The 17,411-nt window shown below is 76.4% G+C and carries 13 protein-coding genes and 1 pseudogene; 8 read left to right on the forward strand and 6 right to left on the reverse strand.

Going from position 1 to position 17,411, the window contains the following annotated elements; all coding sequences use genetic code 11:
* Positions 1–59 precede the first annotated feature (59 nt).
* A pseudogene (locus IE330_RS23015) lies at positions 60–2,046 on the reverse strand (alpha-amylase family glycosyl hydrolase); the annotation flags it as partial.
* A 582-nt stretch (positions 2,047–2,628) separates the two neighbouring features.
* Here IE330_RS23015 and IE330_RS23020 point away from each other — a divergent pair.
* Positions 2,629–3,612: a PfkB family carbohydrate kinase gene (locus IE330_RS23020; RefSeq protein ID WP_229925854.1), complete on the forward strand. Its 984-nt coding sequence runs from the start codon at positions 2,629–2,631 to the stop codon at positions 3,610–3,612.
* 42 nt (positions 3,613–3,654) lie between these two features.
* On the opposite strand, the gene IE330_RS23025 is transcribed toward IE330_RS23020, so the two are convergent.
* On the reverse strand, positions 3,655–4,314 hold the full coding sequence (locus IE330_RS23025; protein ID WP_190137988.1) for a methyltransferase family protein: 660 nt from the start codon (positions 4,312–4,314) through the stop codon (positions 3,655–3,657).
* A 160-nt stretch (positions 4,315–4,474) separates the two neighbouring features.
* Between IE330_RS23025 and IE330_RS23030 the strand changes: the two genes are divergently transcribed.
* The 5 genes from IE330_RS23030 (at position 4,475) to IE330_RS23050 (ending at position 9,210) form a co-directional block, all read left to right on the forward strand.
* Positions 4,475–4,702, forward strand: coding sequence for a hypervirulence associated TUDOR domain-containing protein (locus IE330_RS23030; RefSeq protein ID WP_190137989.1), 228 nt, complete (start codon positions 4,475–4,477; stop codon positions 4,700–4,702).
* A gap of 73 nt (positions 4,703–4,775) precedes the next feature.
* Positions 4,776–5,951, forward strand: a complete 1,176-nt coding sequence (locus IE330_RS23035; RefSeq protein ID WP_190137990.1) for a spore photoproduct lyase family protein — start codon at positions 4,776–4,778, stop codon at positions 5,949–5,951.
* A gap of 140 nt (positions 5,952–6,091) precedes the next feature.
* Positions 6,092–7,138: an LLM class flavin-dependent oxidoreductase gene (locus IE330_RS23040; protein ID WP_190137991.1), complete on the forward strand. Its 1,047-nt coding sequence runs from the start codon at positions 6,092–6,094 to the stop codon at positions 7,136–7,138.
* Between the two features lie 387 nt (positions 7,139–7,525).
* Positions 7,526–8,113 carry an RNA polymerase sigma factor gene (locus IE330_RS23045; protein WP_190137992.1) on the forward strand — a complete coding sequence of 196 codons (588 nt, stop codon included), beginning with the start codon at positions 7,526–7,528 and terminating at the stop codon, positions 8,111–8,113.
* 80 nt (positions 8,114–8,193) lie between these two features.
* A complete protein-coding gene (locus IE330_RS23050; RefSeq protein ID WP_190137993.1) occupies positions 8,194–9,210 on the forward strand; it encodes a MerR family transcriptional regulator in 1,017 nt (338 codons plus the stop codon).
* Positions 9,211–9,247: 37 nt separating this feature from the next.
* Here the strand turns inward: IE330_RS23050 and IE330_RS23055 are convergent, their stop codons facing one another.
* Genes IE330_RS23055 through IE330_RS23070 form a run of 4 tightly spaced genes read right to left on the reverse strand, consistent with a single transcriptional unit; the run spans position 9,248 to position 14,821 of the window.
* Positions 9,248–10,243, reverse strand: a complete 996-nt coding sequence (locus IE330_RS23055; RefSeq protein ID WP_190137994.1) for a Rieske (2Fe-2S) protein — start codon at positions 10,241–10,243, stop codon at positions 9,248–9,250.
* Positions 10,240–11,271: a phytoene/squalene synthase family protein gene (locus IE330_RS23060; protein ID WP_190137995.1), complete on the reverse strand. Its 1,032-nt coding sequence runs from the start codon at positions 11,269–11,271 to the stop codon at positions 10,240–10,242. The genes IE330_RS23055 and IE330_RS23060 overlap by 4 nt, the downstream gene beginning before the upstream one ends.
* Positions 11,268–12,890, reverse strand: a complete 1,623-nt coding sequence (crtI, locus tag IE330_RS23065) for a phytoene desaturase family protein (RefSeq protein ID WP_190137996.1) — start codon at positions 12,888–12,890, stop codon at positions 11,268–11,270. The genes IE330_RS23060 and crtI overlap by 4 nt, the downstream gene beginning before the upstream one ends.
* Positions 12,887–14,821, reverse strand: a complete 1,935-nt coding sequence (locus tag IE330_RS23070) for a polyprenyl synthetase family protein (protein WP_308439036.1) — start codon at positions 14,819–14,821, stop codon at positions 12,887–12,889. The genes crtI and IE330_RS23070 overlap by 4 nt, the downstream gene beginning before the upstream one ends.
* Before the next feature lie 446 nt (positions 14,822–15,267).
* Between IE330_RS23070 and IE330_RS23075 the strand changes: the two genes are divergently transcribed.
* Positions 15,268–16,515 carry a lycopene cyclase family protein gene (locus IE330_RS23075; RefSeq protein ID WP_190137997.1) on the forward strand — a complete coding sequence of 416 codons (1,248 nt, stop codon included), beginning with the start codon at positions 15,268–15,270 and terminating at the stop codon, positions 16,513–16,515.
* Complete coding sequence (locus tag IE330_RS23080) at positions 16,512–17,243, forward strand: class I SAM-dependent methyltransferase (RefSeq protein WP_190137998.1); 732 nt, start codon at positions 16,512–16,514, stop codon at positions 17,241–17,243. Before IE330_RS23075 ends, IE330_RS23080 begins: the two co-directional genes overlap by 4 nt.
* Positions 17,244–17,411 lie beyond the last annotated feature (168 nt).

Below are 17,411 nucleotides of genomic sequence, written 5' to 3' on the forward strand. Positions count from 1 at the left end.
CGCGGGCCCGCCCGCGGACTGCCGACTCCGCGGGTGGCAGGGGGCTTTCAGTTGCCCTGCCGTACGCCGGTGGCGCCGATGAGGGCTCCGTCCGCTCCGCGCTCGGTGGCCAGGAGCTGGCGGGCGCGCCGGGCGTCGGGCACGCGGTCGCGGTCGCGCGGGTCGACGGTGAGGACCGTCTCCCCGTCCGCGAGCCCGGGGCGGCGGCCCGCGCCGGGCCCGGCGGGGCGCAGCCGCAGCCAGTGCCCTTCGTCGGAGAGCGCGCCGTCCCGGAGGGTGATGCCGCCGCGCGGCGCGTAGACGAGCTGGCGCGAGGCCACGCCCGCGCCTCCCGCCGGCCGGACGACGGTGTCCTCGTCGAGCCAGCGGACGCGGGAAGCCGCCAGGTCAAGGCCGAGCGCCCCGCCGAGCGCCGGTGTCAGGTACGCGGACTCGCCCGCCACCCGCCACCCCTCGTTGCCGTAGAGGCCGATGTCGAGGGACTCGTCGTCGGGCACGTCCTTCTCGACCGTGTACGTGAGCGAGGTGGCGCCCTTGGCGAGCGGCACCCAGGCGAAGGCTCCGTAGGCGTCACGGCCGGTGAAGGCGGCGGGCGCGCCGCCCGCCCCGGTCCGCAGGCGCCAGCCCTCGTAGTCGCCGTCGGGCCGCCGGTAGTGCACGACGGCGTGGGCGCGCTGGAGGGCGGGTCTCACGGGTGACGGCGGGCGCCCCGTGCTGCTGGTGGCCAGGGCGTGCGCGGCGCGGCCCCCGCTGTCCACGACGACGGCCTTGTAGCACAGTGCGGTCGACTCGGGCAGGGCCGGGTCGAGGTGCTGGGTGACCTTGTAGGGGGCGTGGTCGGCGGTGCCGAGCACCTGCCAGGGGCCGTGGCCCTGCCGGGCGGCGAAGACGACCCGGTTCAGCTCGCCGCCGTCCACGTCGGCGGTGAGCTCGACGGTGCCGGTGGCGCCCTCCTCCGGCGCGCGCAGGGTGACGCGGGGCCGCGCGTCCGGTCCCGGCAGCGGCCCGTCGGCCTGGAGCACCACGGACGAGAGCGCGGGGACGGTGACGGTGACGCCCCGGTCCGCGCCGCTGCGCACCGGGGCGTTGGTGCCGTACAGCGGGGTGTAGCGCCGGTGGGCCGCGCCGGTCGGTATGCGGACGGTCCTCGCCCCGGTCGCGTTGTTGTGCGCCACGACGTACTCGACGCGCTTGCGGGGGTCCGTACGGGAGTACGCGTACACGCCGGGCCCGTCGGCGGGCCCGGGGTACCGGTCGGTGAACACGCCGTCGCGCAGGGCGGGGTGGCGCCGCGTCAGCTCGGAGAGGCGGGCGACGGCCCGGTACAGCGGGTGCCGGGTGTCGTACGCGTCCCGGGCGTGGGTGCGGTCGGTGCCGATCTGGTCGTCGTCGCGGTAGGCGGGGGCGTCGGTGGCGAACAGCGGCTGGCGGGCGGCGTTGTCGCCGCCGGAGCCGGTGAAGCCCTGCTCGTCACCGGCGTAGACGACGCGGTTGCCGCGGCCGAGGAACATCAGCTCGTGCGCGAGGCGGTCGCGGCGCAGCAGCTCCGCGTCGCTCGCGCCGGGGTTGTCCTGGGCGATCATGCCGCCGATGCGGCCCATGTCGTGACTGCCGAGGAAGGTCACCTGCTCGTAGGCGTTGGCCTTGCCGGTGGATGCGCTCCATGCCCGCGACGACCTCGGGGCGTTCGGTCCACAGGTCGTCGTTGCCCATGAAGTCGCCGTTGAGGCCGCTCTCCCCGGCGAAGGTGGACTCGCCGCGGTTGTGGTACATCGTGGGGTCGTTGAGCCAGGCGGGTTTGCGGGCGTGCCGGTCGGCGTCCGCGATCCGCGGGGTGTAGGGGAAGCTGTCCGCGTCGACGGGGCGCACGCCCGCGCTGTCGTCGAAGGGCCGGCCTTCGCGGTCGAGGTAGGGGAAGGCGCCCTTCGAACGGTAGCCGTACTGGTTCTCCGCGAAGTGGACGAGGTCCGCGGTGTGGTTGGTGACGACGTCGAAGAACACCTTCATGCCCTTGGCGTGCGCCTTGTCGACCAGCTCGGTCAGGTCCGGAAGCGGCGTCGGCGTGGTGGCGGGTCGCGGGCACGAGGGCGGCCAGTGGCGCGAGGGCCAGCACGGCGGCGGTCCTTGCGCGGGCACGGTTCACGGGTGCGCTCCTTCGGGGCGTGGCGGCGGACTGCGCGCGTCCGTCGCGGCAGCGGACTGCGCGTCCGTCGTGGCGGCGGACTACGCGTCCGTCGTGGTGGCGGGGGGCGCGGCCGATGCCGACGGCCCGGCGCCCGCGGTGGAACCGCGCCGGGAGAGGGCCTACGGACGACCTATGGACAGGGCGGCGAAAGTATTCTGATTCCTTGCAGAAAGTATTTGCACGGGACTCTAGAAGCCGCCCTCCGACGGGTCAACCCCGCCGCCTCGCCGAACTCCCCCTCTGGCATGGCCAGTTGCCGCCGCCCCCTCACCAACTCACGGACAGGACCCGCCGATCGCACGGCCGCGCCCACGCCAACCGCTGCAACTCCACCGCAAGATTGCGGAAACGCTTCCATCATCGCCGCCCGACGTGCTTGACTGCACTCCGGCCGGGAGCGACCAGCCCGGCCGGGCCCCGTCGGCCACGCCCAGGAGGACCCCGTGCCCGCTGACATCGACGACATCGACGTTCTCGTCCTGGGCGGCGCCGGGGTGGACACGATCGTGTACGTTCCCGAGCTGCCGCTGCCCTTCGCCGACAGCTACATGGTCCCCGCCATCGACATGCGGGCCGGGCAGACCGGCGACTTCGTGGCGATGGGCACCCACGCGCTGGGGCTGCGCACGCACCACATCGACGTCATCGGCGACGACCACCCGGGCGACCTGGTGCGCGCGCTGCACCAGGACAAGGGCATCGCGCTCACCGAGGTCCCGCTGTCCGCGGGGACCAAGCGCGCGGTGAACCTCGTGTCCCCGGACGGCCGCCGCCTTTCGCTGTACGACAACACCCGCTCGCACGAGGCCGACCGGCTGCCGCCCGCCACGGTGGCGGCCCTCGCGGGCGCGAGCCGTCACGCGCACGTCTCCATCACCCAGCCCTGCGCCCACGCCCTGCCCACCCTGCGGGCGGCGGGCGTGTCCCTCTCCACGGACCTGCACAACTGGGACGGTCACGAGCCGTACCACGAGGCCTTCGCCTACGAGGCCGACGTGGTGTTCCTGTCGACGGCGGCCCTGGCCGACCCGGAGCGGACCATGCGGCGGATCGCCGCGCGCGGCCGGGCGCGAGCGGTCGTCGCCACGGCCGGGGCGGAGGGCGCGTACCTCCTCGCCGACGGCGAGCTCACGCACGTCCCGGCCGCCGCTCCCCCGGCCCCGGTGGTGGACTCCAACGGGGCGGGGGACGCCTTCGCCTCCGGCTACCTCTTCGGCCTGCTGTCCGGCGAGCCGCCCCTGCGCTGCGCCCTCTACGGCTCCCTGGCGGGCGCCCACGCCTGCACCGTGCCCGCCACCGGCACCGACGTCATCCGCCGGGACCAGCTCCTCGCGAGAGCGGCAGACGTCGACGGGCGCGCCCACGACGACCGCCCCACCGGCGGCAGGCGCACGAACGGGAGCCGCGCCGGCGACCGCCCCGTATGAGACCCGCCTGCCCCAGCGCCCTTCAGCGGGACGGGCCCACGGCTATCGCGTGCCACGCCCCTCGTCGGCACGGGCGTGCCCGGCGGTCACCGCCCGCCCCACGCCGGGCAGGAACCGCCCGACCCGGGCGGCGTACGCGCGATAGGCCGCGCCGTGGGCTCGTACCAAGTAGGGCTCCTCGACGGTCCGCACCTGGAGCGCGATGCCGACGAACGCGAGGGCCCAGGCGAGGAGTGGGAGCCAACCGGGCACCATCGCCACGATGCCCGCCATACCGATGAGCAGCGAGGTGTAGACGGGGTTGCGCACCAGCCCGAACACTCCGCCCGTCACCAGCGCCGTGCGCTCCTCCACCGCGACGCCGATCCGCCAGGAACGGCCCATCGCCTGCTGCGCGGCGAACACGCCCGCGTATCCGGCGACGGCGACGGCGAGCCCCGCCCAGAACACCGGCGCCGTGGCCGGCCGCCCCGCCGGGCCCGTCACCCCGAGCGCGGCGAGCAGGGGGGCCAGCCCTCCCAGCGCGAGCCCCGCGCCCGAGAGCACCTGTGACCACCACGGCGGGGTGCCCGGCCTCGCAGGGGTGAAGCGGTAGCCGTTGTCGCCGGTCGCGCGGTGGTGCAACCAGCTACGCAGCCCGAAACCGACCACCCCCGCGGCCACGTGAACGGACAACGCCACCCATCCGGTCCAGGTTCCCATCCACACCACTCTACGACCGGCGGGGCCCGACCCCCGCGACACAGGGCGGGGTCCTGGGTCCCCGCCCTTCGCACCGGCCCCCGGAATGCGCCCGGCCCCGACGAGCGGGACAGTGAAAGGCGACGTACACCAAGTCGCGGAGCGTGGAGGGATCAGGACCATGGCGAAGGACGAGAAGTTCACCAAGGGCGATCGCGTCTCCTGGAAGAGTCATGGCCAGACCGTTCCGGGGAAGGTCAAGAAGAAGATCACGGAACGCACGAAGGCGGCAGGACGCACCGTGGACGCCTCGAAGGACGAGCCGCAGTACGAGGTGGAGAGCGAGAAGTCCGGCCGTAGCGCCGTCCACAAGGCACAGGCGCTGCGCAAGAAGGGGAAGGGCTCCTGAGCGGCGCGGCACCGCCGTAGCAGGGGCGCGACCCGGGGATCAGGCGCGTACAGGGGAACGGCAGGGACGGCACGTGGAGCGGTCAGCGGCGGGATCCGGTGCGGGCGAGCCCGAGCAGCAGGCGCTCTTCGGGTGGGCGGACACCGAGCCGGAACGCCCCGCGCGCGGGTCGTTCCGGGACAGCCCCGCGGCGCGGCGGATGCTCGACGTACGGGAGGTCTACGCGGAGCCCGCCGCCCTGGACTCGCCGCGCGGACAGCAGATCATGGCCCGGCTGCCGGGGGTGCGGGTCGTCGAGGTCCCCCGGCACTGGGGCATCCCCTCGCTGCACGGCAACGGCGGCAACGTCGAGCGGTGGGTGCGCGTCAAGACCGAGACGCTGGTCCTCGGCGTCAAGCAGCGCCTCGTGACGCGCCCCAACGGCAGGTCCGCCGACTGGATCGCCCCGGGGCCCTCCAACGGGTGCGCGATGTCCTGCGCCTACTGCTACGTCCCCCGCCGCAAGGGGTACGCCAACCCCATCACCCTGTTCACCAACATCGAGGCCATCGTCGCCCACGTCCGGCGCCACGTGCGGGCCCAGGGGCCGAAGCCGGAGCCCAACCAGTGCGACCCGCACGCGTGGGTCTACGACGTCGGCGAGAACGGCGACTGCTCCGTCGACGCCCTGGTCTGCGACAACACCGCGGACCTCGTCGCGGCGTTCCGCGGCCTGCCGACCGCCAAGGCGTCCTTCGCGACCAAGTTCGTCAACCCCGACCTGCTCGCGCTCGACCCCCAGGGGCGTACGCGGGTGCGCTTCTCCGTCATGCCGCCCGACGACGCCCGGCTGCTGGACATCCGCACCAGCCCCGTCCCCGAGCGGATCGCCGCGGCCGCCGACTTCCTCGACGCCGGTTACGAGGTCCACTTCAACCTCTCCCCCGTCGTCCTGCGCCCGGGCTGGGAGCGGGACTGGGCCGAGCTGCTCGTCCACCTCGACGACGTCCTGCCCGCCCGGGTGAAGGAGCAGGCGGCGGCCGAGGTCATCATGCTGACGCACAACCAGGCGCTGCACGAGGTCAACCTCGGCTGGCACCCCCGCGCCGAGGAGGTGCTGTGGCAGCCGGACATCCAGGAGACGAAGCGCTCGCAGAACGGCGCCCTCAACGTGCGGTACGCCCTGGAGGTCAAGCAGCAGGCCCTGATCCGGCTGCGGCGGCTGCTCGCCGAGCACGCGCCGTGGCTGCGGATCAGGTACGCCTTCTGACCCGCCGCGGGGCAGCCGCACGGGGACGGGCCGGGGCGGGCGTGTAGTTACGGCTCAGCGGGGCACGATCCCAGCCACCACCGGGGTGGACCGCGACGTGAGCCGTGCGGCCGCGGAGCCCGACGGCGAGGGGGGTCAGCATGCGGACCGGCATCGTCATGGCCGCACGTCCGGGTCTTGAGCATCTGGCCGCCCGCGCGGAGGAGCTCGGCTTCAGCAGCTTCTGGGTGTACGACTCGCCGATGGTCCACGGCGATCCGTTCGTCAGCCTCGCGCTCTGCGCCACGGCCACCCGCCGGATCAGGCTCGGCGTCGGGGTCACCTCGCCGGCGCTGCGCTCCGCGCCCGCCGCGGCGGCGGCGCTCGCCAGCCTCAACGCCCTCGCACCCGGCCGCGTCGTCTGCGGCGTCGGCACCGGCAACACCGCGCGCCGGACGCTGGGTATGCGGCCGGTGCGGATGGCGGAGCTGGAGTCGTTCACGGCCGCCCTGCGGGACCTCACCGCCGGCCGTGAGACGGACCACCGCGAGGGGGCCAGGACCAGCAGGGTGCGCTTCCTGCACGCCGGTGGTCACGTCAACACCGAGGACCCGGTGGAGTTCGTCGTGGCCGCGCTCGGCCCGGAAGGCGCCGCCGTCGCCGGCCGCCTGGGCACCGGAATGATCTCCTTCGCGCTGCACGCCCCCGAGGCCTGGTCCGCGCTCGGCCGGGCCCGCCGGAAGGCGGTGCAGGCCGCGGGCACCGGCGAGGAGGCGCGCTCGTACCTCATCTCCTCCCTGTACGTCCTCGCCGACGGCGAGGACCGGTACGGCGATGCCGTCAAGGACGCCATGGGGCACATCGCGGTGAGCGCGCTGATCCTCGCGGTGGAGAACCCCGCCTTCCGCGCGGCCCTGCCGCGGGAGGAGGCCGCGGCCGTCGACCGCCTGCTCGGCCGCCGCGGCACCACCGCGACCGACCCCGACCGCCACCTCAGGCTCTACCACGACTACCTCGGCCGGCTGTCCCCCGAGGACCGCGATCTCGTGGTGCCCTCACTGGTGGACAAGTTCGGCCTGGTCGGCACCCGGGACGAGATCCGGCAGCGGATCGACGCGCTGGAGGAGGCAGGGGTCGACGAACTCGTGCTCCAGCCGGTGGTGGACCCCGAGACCGAAATGACCGAGCTGGCGCGGCTCCTGCTCTGACGCCTGACGCCGCACCACCACGGCCATGGCGGCCGCACCCCATCGCCCCCTCCTCCACCGGCGGGGACGGGGCCCGGCGGAGGACGGCCGGGCGTCCAGCGGTCGGGGGCGGTGTGCTCGACGCCGCCGACGATCAGCATGCCCTCCGCCGCGTACACCGAGCCCGTGACTCCTCCCGGAGCGTTCCCGCCGCGACGGCGGCGCCGGGAGCGAGGGCGAGACGACGTACGAGGGGTCCTCCTGACTGCCGACGTCACCGGGCGTCACCCGGGCGAGCACCGCACGCGAACGCGATGCGATGCAGAACCGATGCGAGTTGGCGCTGGACGGGGGCCGGACGGACCGTGGCCGCACGGCACGTGGCCGTCCCGTGGAAGGAGCCGCCGCATGACCGCACTCGCTGCGTTCCCCCCGTCCCCCGCGCTCACGGCGGAACCGGAGCACGCTCTCGCACGGCGGTTCGTCTCGGGTGACGAGGGGAGCCTGGAAGCGGTCTACCGCCGCTGGGCGCCCCTCGTCCTGTCGCTCGCCGGGCAGTCCCTGGGTGACGGGGCCGAGGCCGAGGACGTCACCCAGACGGTGTTCCTCGCCGCCTGGCACGGGCGCCACGGCTACCGGCTCGGCCGGGGCACGCTGCCCGCCTGGCTCGTGGGCATCGCCCGCCGCAAGATCGCCGACGCGCTGTCCGCCCGCACCCGCCGCACCCGCATCGCCGCCGCGGCGGCGGCCCGCGAGTCCACCAGGACGGCGGACCCCGTACGGCCGCAGGACGCCGTCCTGGACCGGGTGGACCTGGTGCGGGAGCTGAACCGCCTGCCGCACGCCCAGCGGCGGGTGCTGTGCCTGGCGTTCTACGGGGACCTGACGCAGGCGCAGATCGCCGACGTCACCGGATGGCCGCTGGGTACGGTCAAGAGCCACACCCGGCGCGGTCTGCTGCGCCTGGCGCGCAGCCTCGAGGACCGGGCGGAGTGAGCGCGCCGCCCGGGCGTGCCGCGTGCCCGACAGGGAAGGCGGAACCGGACACGGCGGCTGCGACCCGGGACGAGGCACCCATGACCATCGCGGACTCCGGCGCCCAGCCGTCGCCCGCGCCGCCCGGCGCACCGGACGGCACCTTGGGCGGCGCGGGGGTGACCACCGGCGTGCTGGCGCGCCGACTCGGCATCTCCCCCATGACGCTGCGGTCCTGGGACCGGCGCTACGGCATCGGGCCCACGGCCCGTACTCAGGGCGGCCACCGGCGCTGGACGGCGGCGGACGTGGTGACGGTGCAGCGGATGTGCCGCCTCACGGCCACCGGCGTCCCCCCGGCGGACGCGGCGCGCGCCGCTCGCACCGCCGGTCCGGACCGCCCCTCGCCGGTGCCGGGAGAAGGTGCGTCATCCGCCAGGTCGCGGGCCGCCGGCGCGCTGCCGCTGGGCGACGTGCGCCAGGAGTGCCGGGGCCTGGCCCGCGCGGCCGTACGGCTCGACGCCCCCGCGCTCGACGAGCAGCTCACCGCCGCCGTCGCCCGCCACGGCCTCGTGGCCGCCTGGGAGGACGTCATGGTCCCCACCCTGCGCGCGGTGGGGCGCCGTTGGGCCGCCACCGCCGCCGACCGGTACGTGGAGGTGGAGCACCTGCTCGCCTGGCACATCTCCACCACCCTGCGCCGCAGCGCCCCGCCCGCCCCGCCCCCGGCCGCCCCGGCACCCGGCTGTGCCCTGCTGGCCTGCGTACCCGGTGAACAGCACACCTTGGCCCTGGAGGCGCTGTACGCGGCCCTCGCCCTGGAAGGGCTGCCGGTGCGGATGCTCGGGGCGGCGGTGCCGCCCGAGGCGCTGGACGCGGCGGTGCGCCGGCTCGGCCCCGTCGCGGTCGTGCTCTGGGCCCAGGAAGCCGTACGGGCCGCCCCGGCCCTGGCCCGGCACGTCGCCGGGGCGCGCTGGGGCATGAAGGGGGCCCGGCGCGGCCCGGTGGTGCTGCTGGGCGGCCCCGGCTGGGGCCGCTCCCGGCCCCCGGGCATGCTCCGGCCGCACGGGCTGCCCCAGGCGGTGGAGGCGGTGCGGAGCCTGTACACCGCGCGGTGAGCCGCCTTCCCCCTCAGTACGCCCGGGTCCCGTCGCCTCACCCCGGGAAGCGGCCCGTGGACCGCAGGTGCCAGCGTCGCTCGGCGTACGCCAGGTCGTCCCGCCACAGGCGGCCTGCGGCCGTGCGCATCAGGGGGCGCAGCAGCGGCGCGGCGCGGCGGGCGACGGTGAAGCCGCGGCGGTCGGAGGCGGCGACGACCGCCTCGACGACGGCCGTGCGGGGACGGCCGAGGGCGTCCGCGCCGAGCGGCGTGGCGTGGCTCTCCACGACGGAGCCCTCGCCTTCGCCCTCGGTGATGCGCATGACGACCGTGCGGGGCTCGGGCGCGGTGAACACGGCCCGCACCGGGACGACCAGACGGCCCACCACCTTGAAGGACACCTCGACGGTGAAGGCGTCCACGCCACCGCCCGGCGCGCCGGGCGCGTCCACGACCCTCAGGTCGACGAACGAGTAGGGGTGGAACCAGGCCCCGTGCCACGGGTCGAGCCGGTTGGCCACCACGTCCTCGGGCTCGCAGGTGCCCTCGCCCGTCCACACCGCGGCCAGGGCTCGCGCGGCCGCGGGGCGGGGCGGCACCACCGGCGCGGCCAGGGGTTCCTCCCCGCCCACCGCGTCCAGCCGCACCCACACGAGGACCCCGTCGTCGTGCACCGGCAGCGGCGACCAGCCCGCGTACGGTTGGCCGTCCAGGGCGAGGCCGTGCCAGTGGCAGACCAGCGTGCCGCAGCGCACCGGGCTGTCCCGCAGCGGCGCTCCCAGGTGCGGGCAGATGCCGGGCCCGCCGACGAGACGGCCGCCGGGCCCGCGCCAGACCACGACCTCCTGCCCCGCCACGGTCCGCGCCAGCTTGCCGTCCCGCCGCACCGCCCGCGAGGCGCCCACGACGTACCAGTTGCCGGACGGGCGGGCCCCCGCCCGGCGCCGCGCCTCGGCGTCGACCGCGCGCCGGGCCTCGCGCCAGGTGGGCCGCTGGCGCTCCCAGGGCACGGCGTCGCGGCGCAGCGACAGCGGCAGGCGGCGGCGGTTCACGCGCTCTCCTTGGTGCGGTGCGGCGTTGCCGCGGGGCCGGGTGCGGCGGCGTACGGCGGGCGGGAGGGGGGGGGGCGGTCGGCCGCGGGGCGTACGCGCGCCCGCAGCCGGGCCGCTACCACCCGGGTCAGACCGTCGGCGGCGACGAGGGCCCGGCGCCGGCGCGGCACCGCGGAGCGGCGGTGCACGACGGTGTAGCCGTCGCGGGCGACGGCGTCCAGGATGCCGCCGTACAGCACGGCCGCGGTGCGGATGCAGGGCCGCGCCACCGGGTCGAGCAGCGCGATGCCGGGCACGGCCGCCCGGTACACGCCGCGGGTCAGCGCCTCGAACTCCCTGAGCGCGGCGGTGATCCGGCGGTCCGGGCGCCCGCTGGCCCGGCTCCACAGCAGCAGTTCCCGCTCGACGTCGTGCCCGGCGAGCAGGTCGGCGGGCAGGTACACGCGCCCGCGGTCCAGGTCCTCGCCGACGTCCCGCAGGAAGTTGCTCATCTGGAAGGCCTCCCCCAGGGCCGCCGCGTACGGCGCGGCCTCCTCGCGGGGGCCCACCGTGCCGAGCACCGGCAGCATCTGCAGCCCGATCACCGCGGCGGAGCCGTGCATGTAGCCGCGCAGATCGGCGTACGTGGGGTAGTCCCGCACCACCAGGTCGGCGCGCATGGCGGCCATGAAGTCCCGGAAGTGGGCGTGGTCGATGGCGTAGCGGCGGGCGGTGTCGGCGAGCGCGCGCACCACAGGCTCGGCGCCGCCGCCACGCCGCAGCCCGTCCTCCAGCTCGTCCCACAGCCGGGCCAGCGCCCGCCCGCGCGCCCGGGCGCCGCTGCCCGGTCCCAGGGCGTCGACGATGTCGTCGGCCCAGCGGGCGAAGCCGTACAGCGCGTGCACGGCGGGCCGGCGCTCGACCGGCAGCAGCCGGGTGGCCAAGAAGTACGTCCTGCCGTGGCGCGCGTTGAGGGCCCGGCAGTGCCGGTAGGCCGCGCGCAGCGCGGGGCCGGTGATGCCCGCGGCGTCCAGTTCCCGGTCGGTCATGGGGCCGTGCCCCCGCTCGCGGCGTCGGCGCCCCGGCCGGTGGCGGCGGCCGGGGACGGGCTCCATCCCGACGGTGGGCGGACCGCCCCGCCCGTGCGCGCGGACGGTGCGTTACGCGCTCCGGTACGTCCGGCGCCGGGCAGGCCGGTGACCCGGGCCGCGGCCAGCTTTCCGGACAGCAGGACGGTGGGCACGCCGACGCCGGGGGTGGTGCCGCAGCCGGCCAGGACGGCGTTGTCCGTGCCGCGCACGAGGTTGCGCGGCCGGAACGGGCCGGTCTGGGCGAAGGTGTGCGCGGCGGAGAACGGCGTCCCGGCGGCGTGCCCCTGCGCGTGCCAGTCGGCCGGGGTGACCAGGCACTCCTCCTCGATGGCGGCGCCCAGCCCATCCAGGCCGCGCCGTTGGAGCTCGCGCAGGAGGGCGTCGCGGTAGCGCGGGCCGAGGTCGGTCCAGGATGCCGCGGCCGGGCCGGTGTCGGTGTTGGGGCAGGGGGCGAGGACGTAGTGCAGGTGCCGGCCCGGCGGCGCCAGGGAGGGGTCCGTGGCGGTGGGGCGGGTGATGAGCAGCGACGGGTCGCTCATCAGCCGCCCGGCGCGGGTCAGTTCCTCGAACGTGCCGTGCCAGGCCGCGCCGAACGAGATCGTGTGGTGGGCCAGGTGCGGCCACGTGCGGTCGGTACCGGCGTGCAGCACCACCGCCGAGGGAGCGTGGCGCAGCCGCAGCGGGCGCAGCGGACGGCGGCCGAGCAGTTCGTAGGCGACCGGCAGGTCCGGGGTGAGGACCACGGCGTCGCACGGGATGCGACCCGCGTCGGTGACGACGGCCGTGATCCGCGACCCGCGGCGCTCCAGGCGGCGCACGTGCCGCCCGAAGTGCAGCTCGGCCCCCGCGTCGGCCGCGGCGTCCGCCATGCCCCGCGGCAGGGCGTGCATGCCGCCGCGCGGGAAGTACACGCCGGCGACGGTGTCCATGTAGGCGATGACGGCGTACGCGGCCAGCGCCCGGGCCGGGGGCACACCGGCGTACAGGGACTGGAAGGAGAACACCCGGCGCAGCCGCTCGTCCTCCAGGAAGCGGCCGATCCGCGCGTCCAGGCGGCCGAACCCGCCGAGCGCCGCCAGCCTGGCGAGGTCGGCGCCGAGCAGGCCGAGCGGCGAGTCGAAGTTGACGTCGATGAACCGGCGCATCTGCACCCGGTACAGCCGCTCCAGCCAGGCGCGCAGGCGCCGGTAGCCCGCGGCCTGCGCGGCTCCGGCGAACCGCTCCACCTCCGCGGCCATCGCCTCCGCGTCGGTGTGCACGTCGAGCCTGCTGCCGTCGGCGAAGCAGGCCCGGTACGCGGGGTGCAGCGCGACCAGGTCGACCCGGCGGTACAGGCTGTCGCCCACGGCGGCGAACGCCTCGTCGGCGAGTTCCGGCATGGTCAGGACGGTGGGCCCGGTGTCGACGCGGTAGCCGCCGAGGTCGAGGCGCCCGGCCCGGCCCCCGGGCAGCTCCTCGCGTTCGACGACGCTGACGCGGCGTCCGGCGCCCAGCAGGTGCAGCGCCGCAGCCAGACCGGCCAGTCCGGCACCGACGACCACCACGTGGTCCGTGGGCCCGGGCAGGGAGCGTGTCATCGACCGGCCTCCTCACCTGCGCGGGGTTGGGTGCCGTGGTGGGGGCTGGTGCTGTTTTGGGGGCTGGTGTTGCTGGGGGTGTGGGTGCTGCTGGGGGTGCTGCTGCTGGCGCGGACGCTGGTGCTGCCCCGAACGCCGGTGCCGTCGCGAACACCGGTGCTGGCGCGGGCGCTGGTGTTGCTGGGGGTGCTGGTGCCCTCGCGGACGCTGCTGCTGGCGCGGGCGCCGGAGTTGCCGCGGGCGCCGGTGTAGCCGGGGGCTCCTGCGCCGGTGCCGTCGCCGGAGCCCGCATGCGTGCCGCTGCCGACGCCCGCGCCCGGGCTGCTGCTGACTCCTGCGCCCGTGCCGCTGCCGGCCCCCGCGCCCGCGCCGTACCCGCCCATCGCGCTGGTGCCCTCGCCAGCTCCCTCGCCAGTGCGAGCCGCCTCCTCACCGTGGCTCCGACGGCCGTCACGAGCTGGCTCGCCGGTACGGGCTTCCTGCGCAGCGTGGGCCCGATGGCCGCCCCGGACCGCTTCGCCCGTACGGGCTGTCCGCTCGGCGCGGGGCCGATGGCCAGGCCCGGCTTCCTCGGCGGTAGGGGCCGCCTCCTCACCGTGGGCCCCAGTGCCACCCCGTGCCCCGCTGCCGCCATGAGCCCCCTCGCTATCGCCGTGCCCCTCCGTGCCCGGCCGCGCCCCGGCCACCGCCAGCAGCAGCCGGCGCAGCTCGGTGGCGCCCTCCGGGGTGAGGCGGGCGCCGTCGACGTGGCGCAGGCCCCGCGCGGCGAGGCGCTCGGCCTTGGCCTCCTCGGCGGGCTTCTCGCCCGTCGCGACCAGCACCTCGCGCACCTGCGCCAGGCCGCTCGCGGTGAGCGACGCGTCGCCGAGCCGCCGCTCCAGCACGGCCAGCGCCTCCAGGTCACCGGCTGCCTCGGCCCGCGCCCGGGCCACCGCGACCAGATAGGTCGGCTTGCCCTCGCGGATGTCACCGCCGCACGCCTTGCCGGTGTCGCGCGGGTCGCCGAAGACGTCGTCCAGGTCGTCCCGGAGCTGGAACGCCAGCCCCACGCACCGGCCCGCGTCGCCCAGCCGCCGCAGCGTCGCCCCGTCCGCGCCCGCCACCGCCGCCCCCAGCGCGAGGGGCCGCTCCACCGAGTACGCGGCGCTCTTCAGGCAGGCGGCGCGCAGCGCGCGGGGCAGCGACCGCGCGCCGGTGATCTGGCCCTGGACGTCCAGGTACTGGCCCGCCACCATCTCGGTACGCATGTCGCTCCACAGCCGTCGCACCACCTCCGCGGTCCCGTCGGGCAGCGGTGTCTGCGCCACCAGGTCGTCCGCCCAGGCCAGCGCCAGGTCACCGGCGAGGATCGCGGCCGACTGCCCGAACCGGTCGGCCCGTTCGCACCCCGCCCGGGCGACGTGGTCGGCGGCCACGTCCGCGTGCAGCGCGGGCCTGCCGCGCCGCAGGGACGCCCGGTCCATCACGTCGTCGTGCACGAGCGCGCAGGTCTGGAGCAGCTCCAGGGCGGCACCGACCCGCAGGGCCGCCGCCGCGACCGCCGGGTCCCGCCCGGCGCAGGCCCGCGCCGCCCACCACACCAGCCGCGCCCGCAGGCGCTTGCCGCCCCTCAGCGTGAAGCGGGTCACCCGTTCGGCCAGCTCCTGGGCGAAGAGGGGGTCCGTCTGCCGGGCCCGGTGCAGACGCTCCGTCAGCACGTGGCCGAGCATCCGGCCGACGGCCCCGGACACGTCGGCGTCGATCTCGCGCACCTCTCGGGGCCCCCAGGCGGACAGCTCACCGCTGGCAGGGTGCCACCACCGTGCCGTCGCGGCCTCCGTACCGGTGTCGCCGGCGGGTATGCGCGACGGGTCCGCCGCGGGCGCCTCCGCGACAGCGACCAGGCGCGGTGGTGCGGTCGTGGGGTGGTCGTCGGCGTGGATGGGGCGCATCCCGGTTCCCTCCGTGGTGTCCGTCGTTGCCGTCACCTCTGCTTCGGCGCGGGTGGCGCGAACGGATGCGCGATCCCTCCCGTTTCCACCAGGTCCCGGGCCCGCTCGCTCCTACGCTGCCGTGTCCGCGGCCCGGGTGCGCGCCGGCCGGGGGTGCCCTGCATCCGATGGGGTGCTCAGGGCGGAAGAGAAGGCGGGGAGACGAGAAAACGGGAATCACCGATGAACCCGGCCACCGCCCCGCCGCACGCCCCGGGCACCCACCAGACCCGGCCCTCACCGGGCCCGGGACCCACCGGTCCCGAACCCCGGCGGTCCTGGAAGCGCGCGGGTCCCGGACGACCGACCGAAGGACCCAGAGGATCCGGAGGACCCGTAGAACCCGAAGGACCCGCAGGACCCGCAGAACCCGGAGAACGCGGAAGACCCGGAGGAAGGAGAGCACCGTGCCGCAGTGGGACGTGGCCGTGGTCGGGGCAGGAGCCGCCGGGCTGTCGCTGGCCCACCGTCTCGCAGGCCACGCGACCGGCCTGCGCACGCCCTCGGTGGTGCTCGTCGACGCACCCCCCGGGCCGCTGCGCCCGCCCCCGCGCACCTGGTGCCACTGGGCGGCGGGGCCGGGCCGGTTCGACGCGGCCGTCAGCGCCCACTGGCACCGGGTGCGCGTACGCCCGCACGCCGACGCCCCCGCCGGGGACGGCGTCGTGCGGGACATCACCCCGCTGCGGTACCGCATGATCCGCTCCGACGACTTCGAGCGCCTGGTGCTGCGGGACCTGGCCCGCAGCCCCAACGTCCACCGCCTGCGGGGGACCGTGGACACCGTCCGGGACGGTCCCGACGGCGCCCAGGTGTGCCTGAGGGACACCGACGGCGTGGCGCGGGTGCTCGACGCCCGCTGGGTGTTCGACTCGCGGCCGCCGCCCTGCCTGCCGGCCGCCCGCACCCTGCTGCTCCAGCACTTCCACGGCTGGTTCGTGCACACCGCGCGGCCCGTCTTCGACCCCACCACCGTGGAGCTGATGGACTTCCGCACCCCGCAGCCCGCCCACGGCCTGTCCTTCGGCTACGTGCTGCCGCTCACCCCGCACGAGGCACTCGTGGAGTACACCGAGTTCTCCGCCCGCCCTCTCACGCCGCCCGCCTACGAGGCCGCCGTACGGCACTACGCCGACGACGTGCTGCGGCTCGGCGAACGGCGGGTCTCCGCCACCGAGACGGGTGTCATCCCGATGACCGACGCGCCGCTCCCCCGCCGGGCGGGCGCGTCCGTGTTCCGGATCGGTGCCGCCGGCGGCGCCACCCGCCCCGCCACCGGCTACACCTTCGCCGCGATCCAGCGTCAGACCCGGGCCGTCGCCCGCGCCCTGCGCGAGGGGCGCAGCCCGGTGCCGCCCGCCGCGCACTCGGCCCGCTCCCGGGCCATGGACGCCGTGCTGCTGCGCGCGCTGGACAGCGGCCGGGCGGACGGTCCTGAGCTGTTCACCCGCCTGTTCGCCCGGGTGTCCGGGGCCCGGTTGCTGCGCTTCCTCGACGGGGACACCCGCCTCCACGAGGACCTGGCGATCGGCCTGCGCACCCCCGCCGGGCCCATGCTGCGCTCCGCCCTCGACCTGCCTCGCCTCCGCCGCCGCCCCGTCGACGTCCCCGCCACGCCGCACCCGCCGCCCCACCCCCCGACGGAGACCGCATGACCCTCCTGCGCGACGAGGACCTCGCCGCCGCCTTCGACCACGCCTCGCGCAGCTACGACACCCTCGTGGCCGCCAACCCCGGCTACCACGCCCACCTGCGCCGCTCGGTACGCCGCCTCGGCCTGCCCGGTGGCGGACAGGGGCTGCGCCTGCTCGACCTCGGCTGCGGCACCGGCGCCTCCACCGCGGCGCTGCGCTCCGTGCTGGCCGCCGCCGACATCACGGCCGTGGACGCCTCGGCCGGCATGCTCCGGCGGGCGGCGGCCAAGCCCTGGGCGCGCGAAGTGACCTTCGTCCACGCCCCCGTCGAGCGGCTGGCCGAAGCCGGGGTGCGCGGGGGCTTCGACGCGGTCTTCGCCGCCTACCTCTTCCGCAACGTCACCGACCCCGACGCCGTCCTCGCCACCGTCCGCGGGCTGCTCCGGCCGGGTGGACGGCTCGGCGTCCACGAGTACGCCCTCAGCGGCCGGCGCGGCGACCGCGCGGTGTGGACGCTGGTGTGCCGGGGCGTGGTGCAGCCCGCCGCGACGCTGCTGGGCGACGGTCGGCTGTACCGGCACCTGTGGCGCAGCGTCGTCGAGTTCGACACCGCCGGGCGGTTCGCGCTGCGGCTGCGCGCGGCGGGCTTCGAGCGGGTCCGCCCCCTGCCGCTGCCGGGCTGGCAGACCGGTATCGCCCACACCTTCGTGGCCCGCCGACCCGGCGAACGGACCGGCGACGCGCGATGAGCACAGCCCGCCGACCCGACGAACGGACCCAGGAAGCGCGATGAGCACCTCACCCGCCCACGCGGCCACCACCCGCGCGACCACCGGCCGCGGCACCGCCCGCCGGGACCGCGACCGGCGGGCGGTCGTCCTGCCCGCCCGGCCCGGCGGCACCCGCGTCCAGGGGCC

The organism is Streptomyces longispororuber (assembly GCF_014656095.1).
Classification (GTDB): Bacteria; Actinomycetota; Actinomycetes; order Streptomycetales; family Streptomycetaceae; genus Streptomyces; species Streptomyces longispororuber.

Excerpts from the sequence above, each read along its gene's own strand:
- IE330_RS23070 (WP_308439036.1), bottom strand. The coding sequence starts at position 14,821 with ATGCGCCCCATCCACGCCGACGACCACCCCACGACCGCACCACCGCGC.
- IE330_RS23045 (WP_190137992.1), top strand. The coding sequence starts at position 7,526 with ATGACCGCACTCGCTGCGTTCCCCCCGTCCCCCGCGCTCACGGCGGAA.
- IE330_RS23030 (WP_190137989.1), top strand. The coding sequence starts at position 4,475 with ATGGCGAAGGACGAGAAGTTCACCAAGGGCGATCGCGTCTCCTGGAAG.
- IE330_RS23025 (WP_190137988.1), bottom strand. The coding sequence starts at position 4,314 with ATGGGAACCTGGACCGGATGGGTGGCGTTGTCCGTTCACGTGGCCGCG.
- IE330_RS23080 (WP_190137998.1), top strand. The coding sequence starts at position 16,512 with ATGACCCTCCTGCGCGACGAGGACCTCGCCGCCGCCTTCGACCACGCC.
- IE330_RS23060 (WP_190137995.1), bottom strand. The coding sequence starts at position 11,271 with ATGACCGACCGGGAACTGGACGCCGCGGGCATCACCGGCCCCGCGCTG.
- crtI (WP_190137996.1), bottom strand. The coding sequence starts at position 12,890 with ATGACACGCTCCCTGCCCGGGCCCACGGACCACGTGGTGGTCGTCGGT.
- IE330_RS23050 (WP_190137993.1), top strand. The coding sequence starts at position 8,194 with ATGACCATCGCGGACTCCGGCGCCCAGCCGTCGCCCGCGCCGCCCGGC.
- IE330_RS23040 (WP_190137991.1), top strand. The coding sequence starts at position 6,092 with ATGCGGACCGGCATCGTCATGGCCGCACGTCCGGGTCTTGAGCATCTG.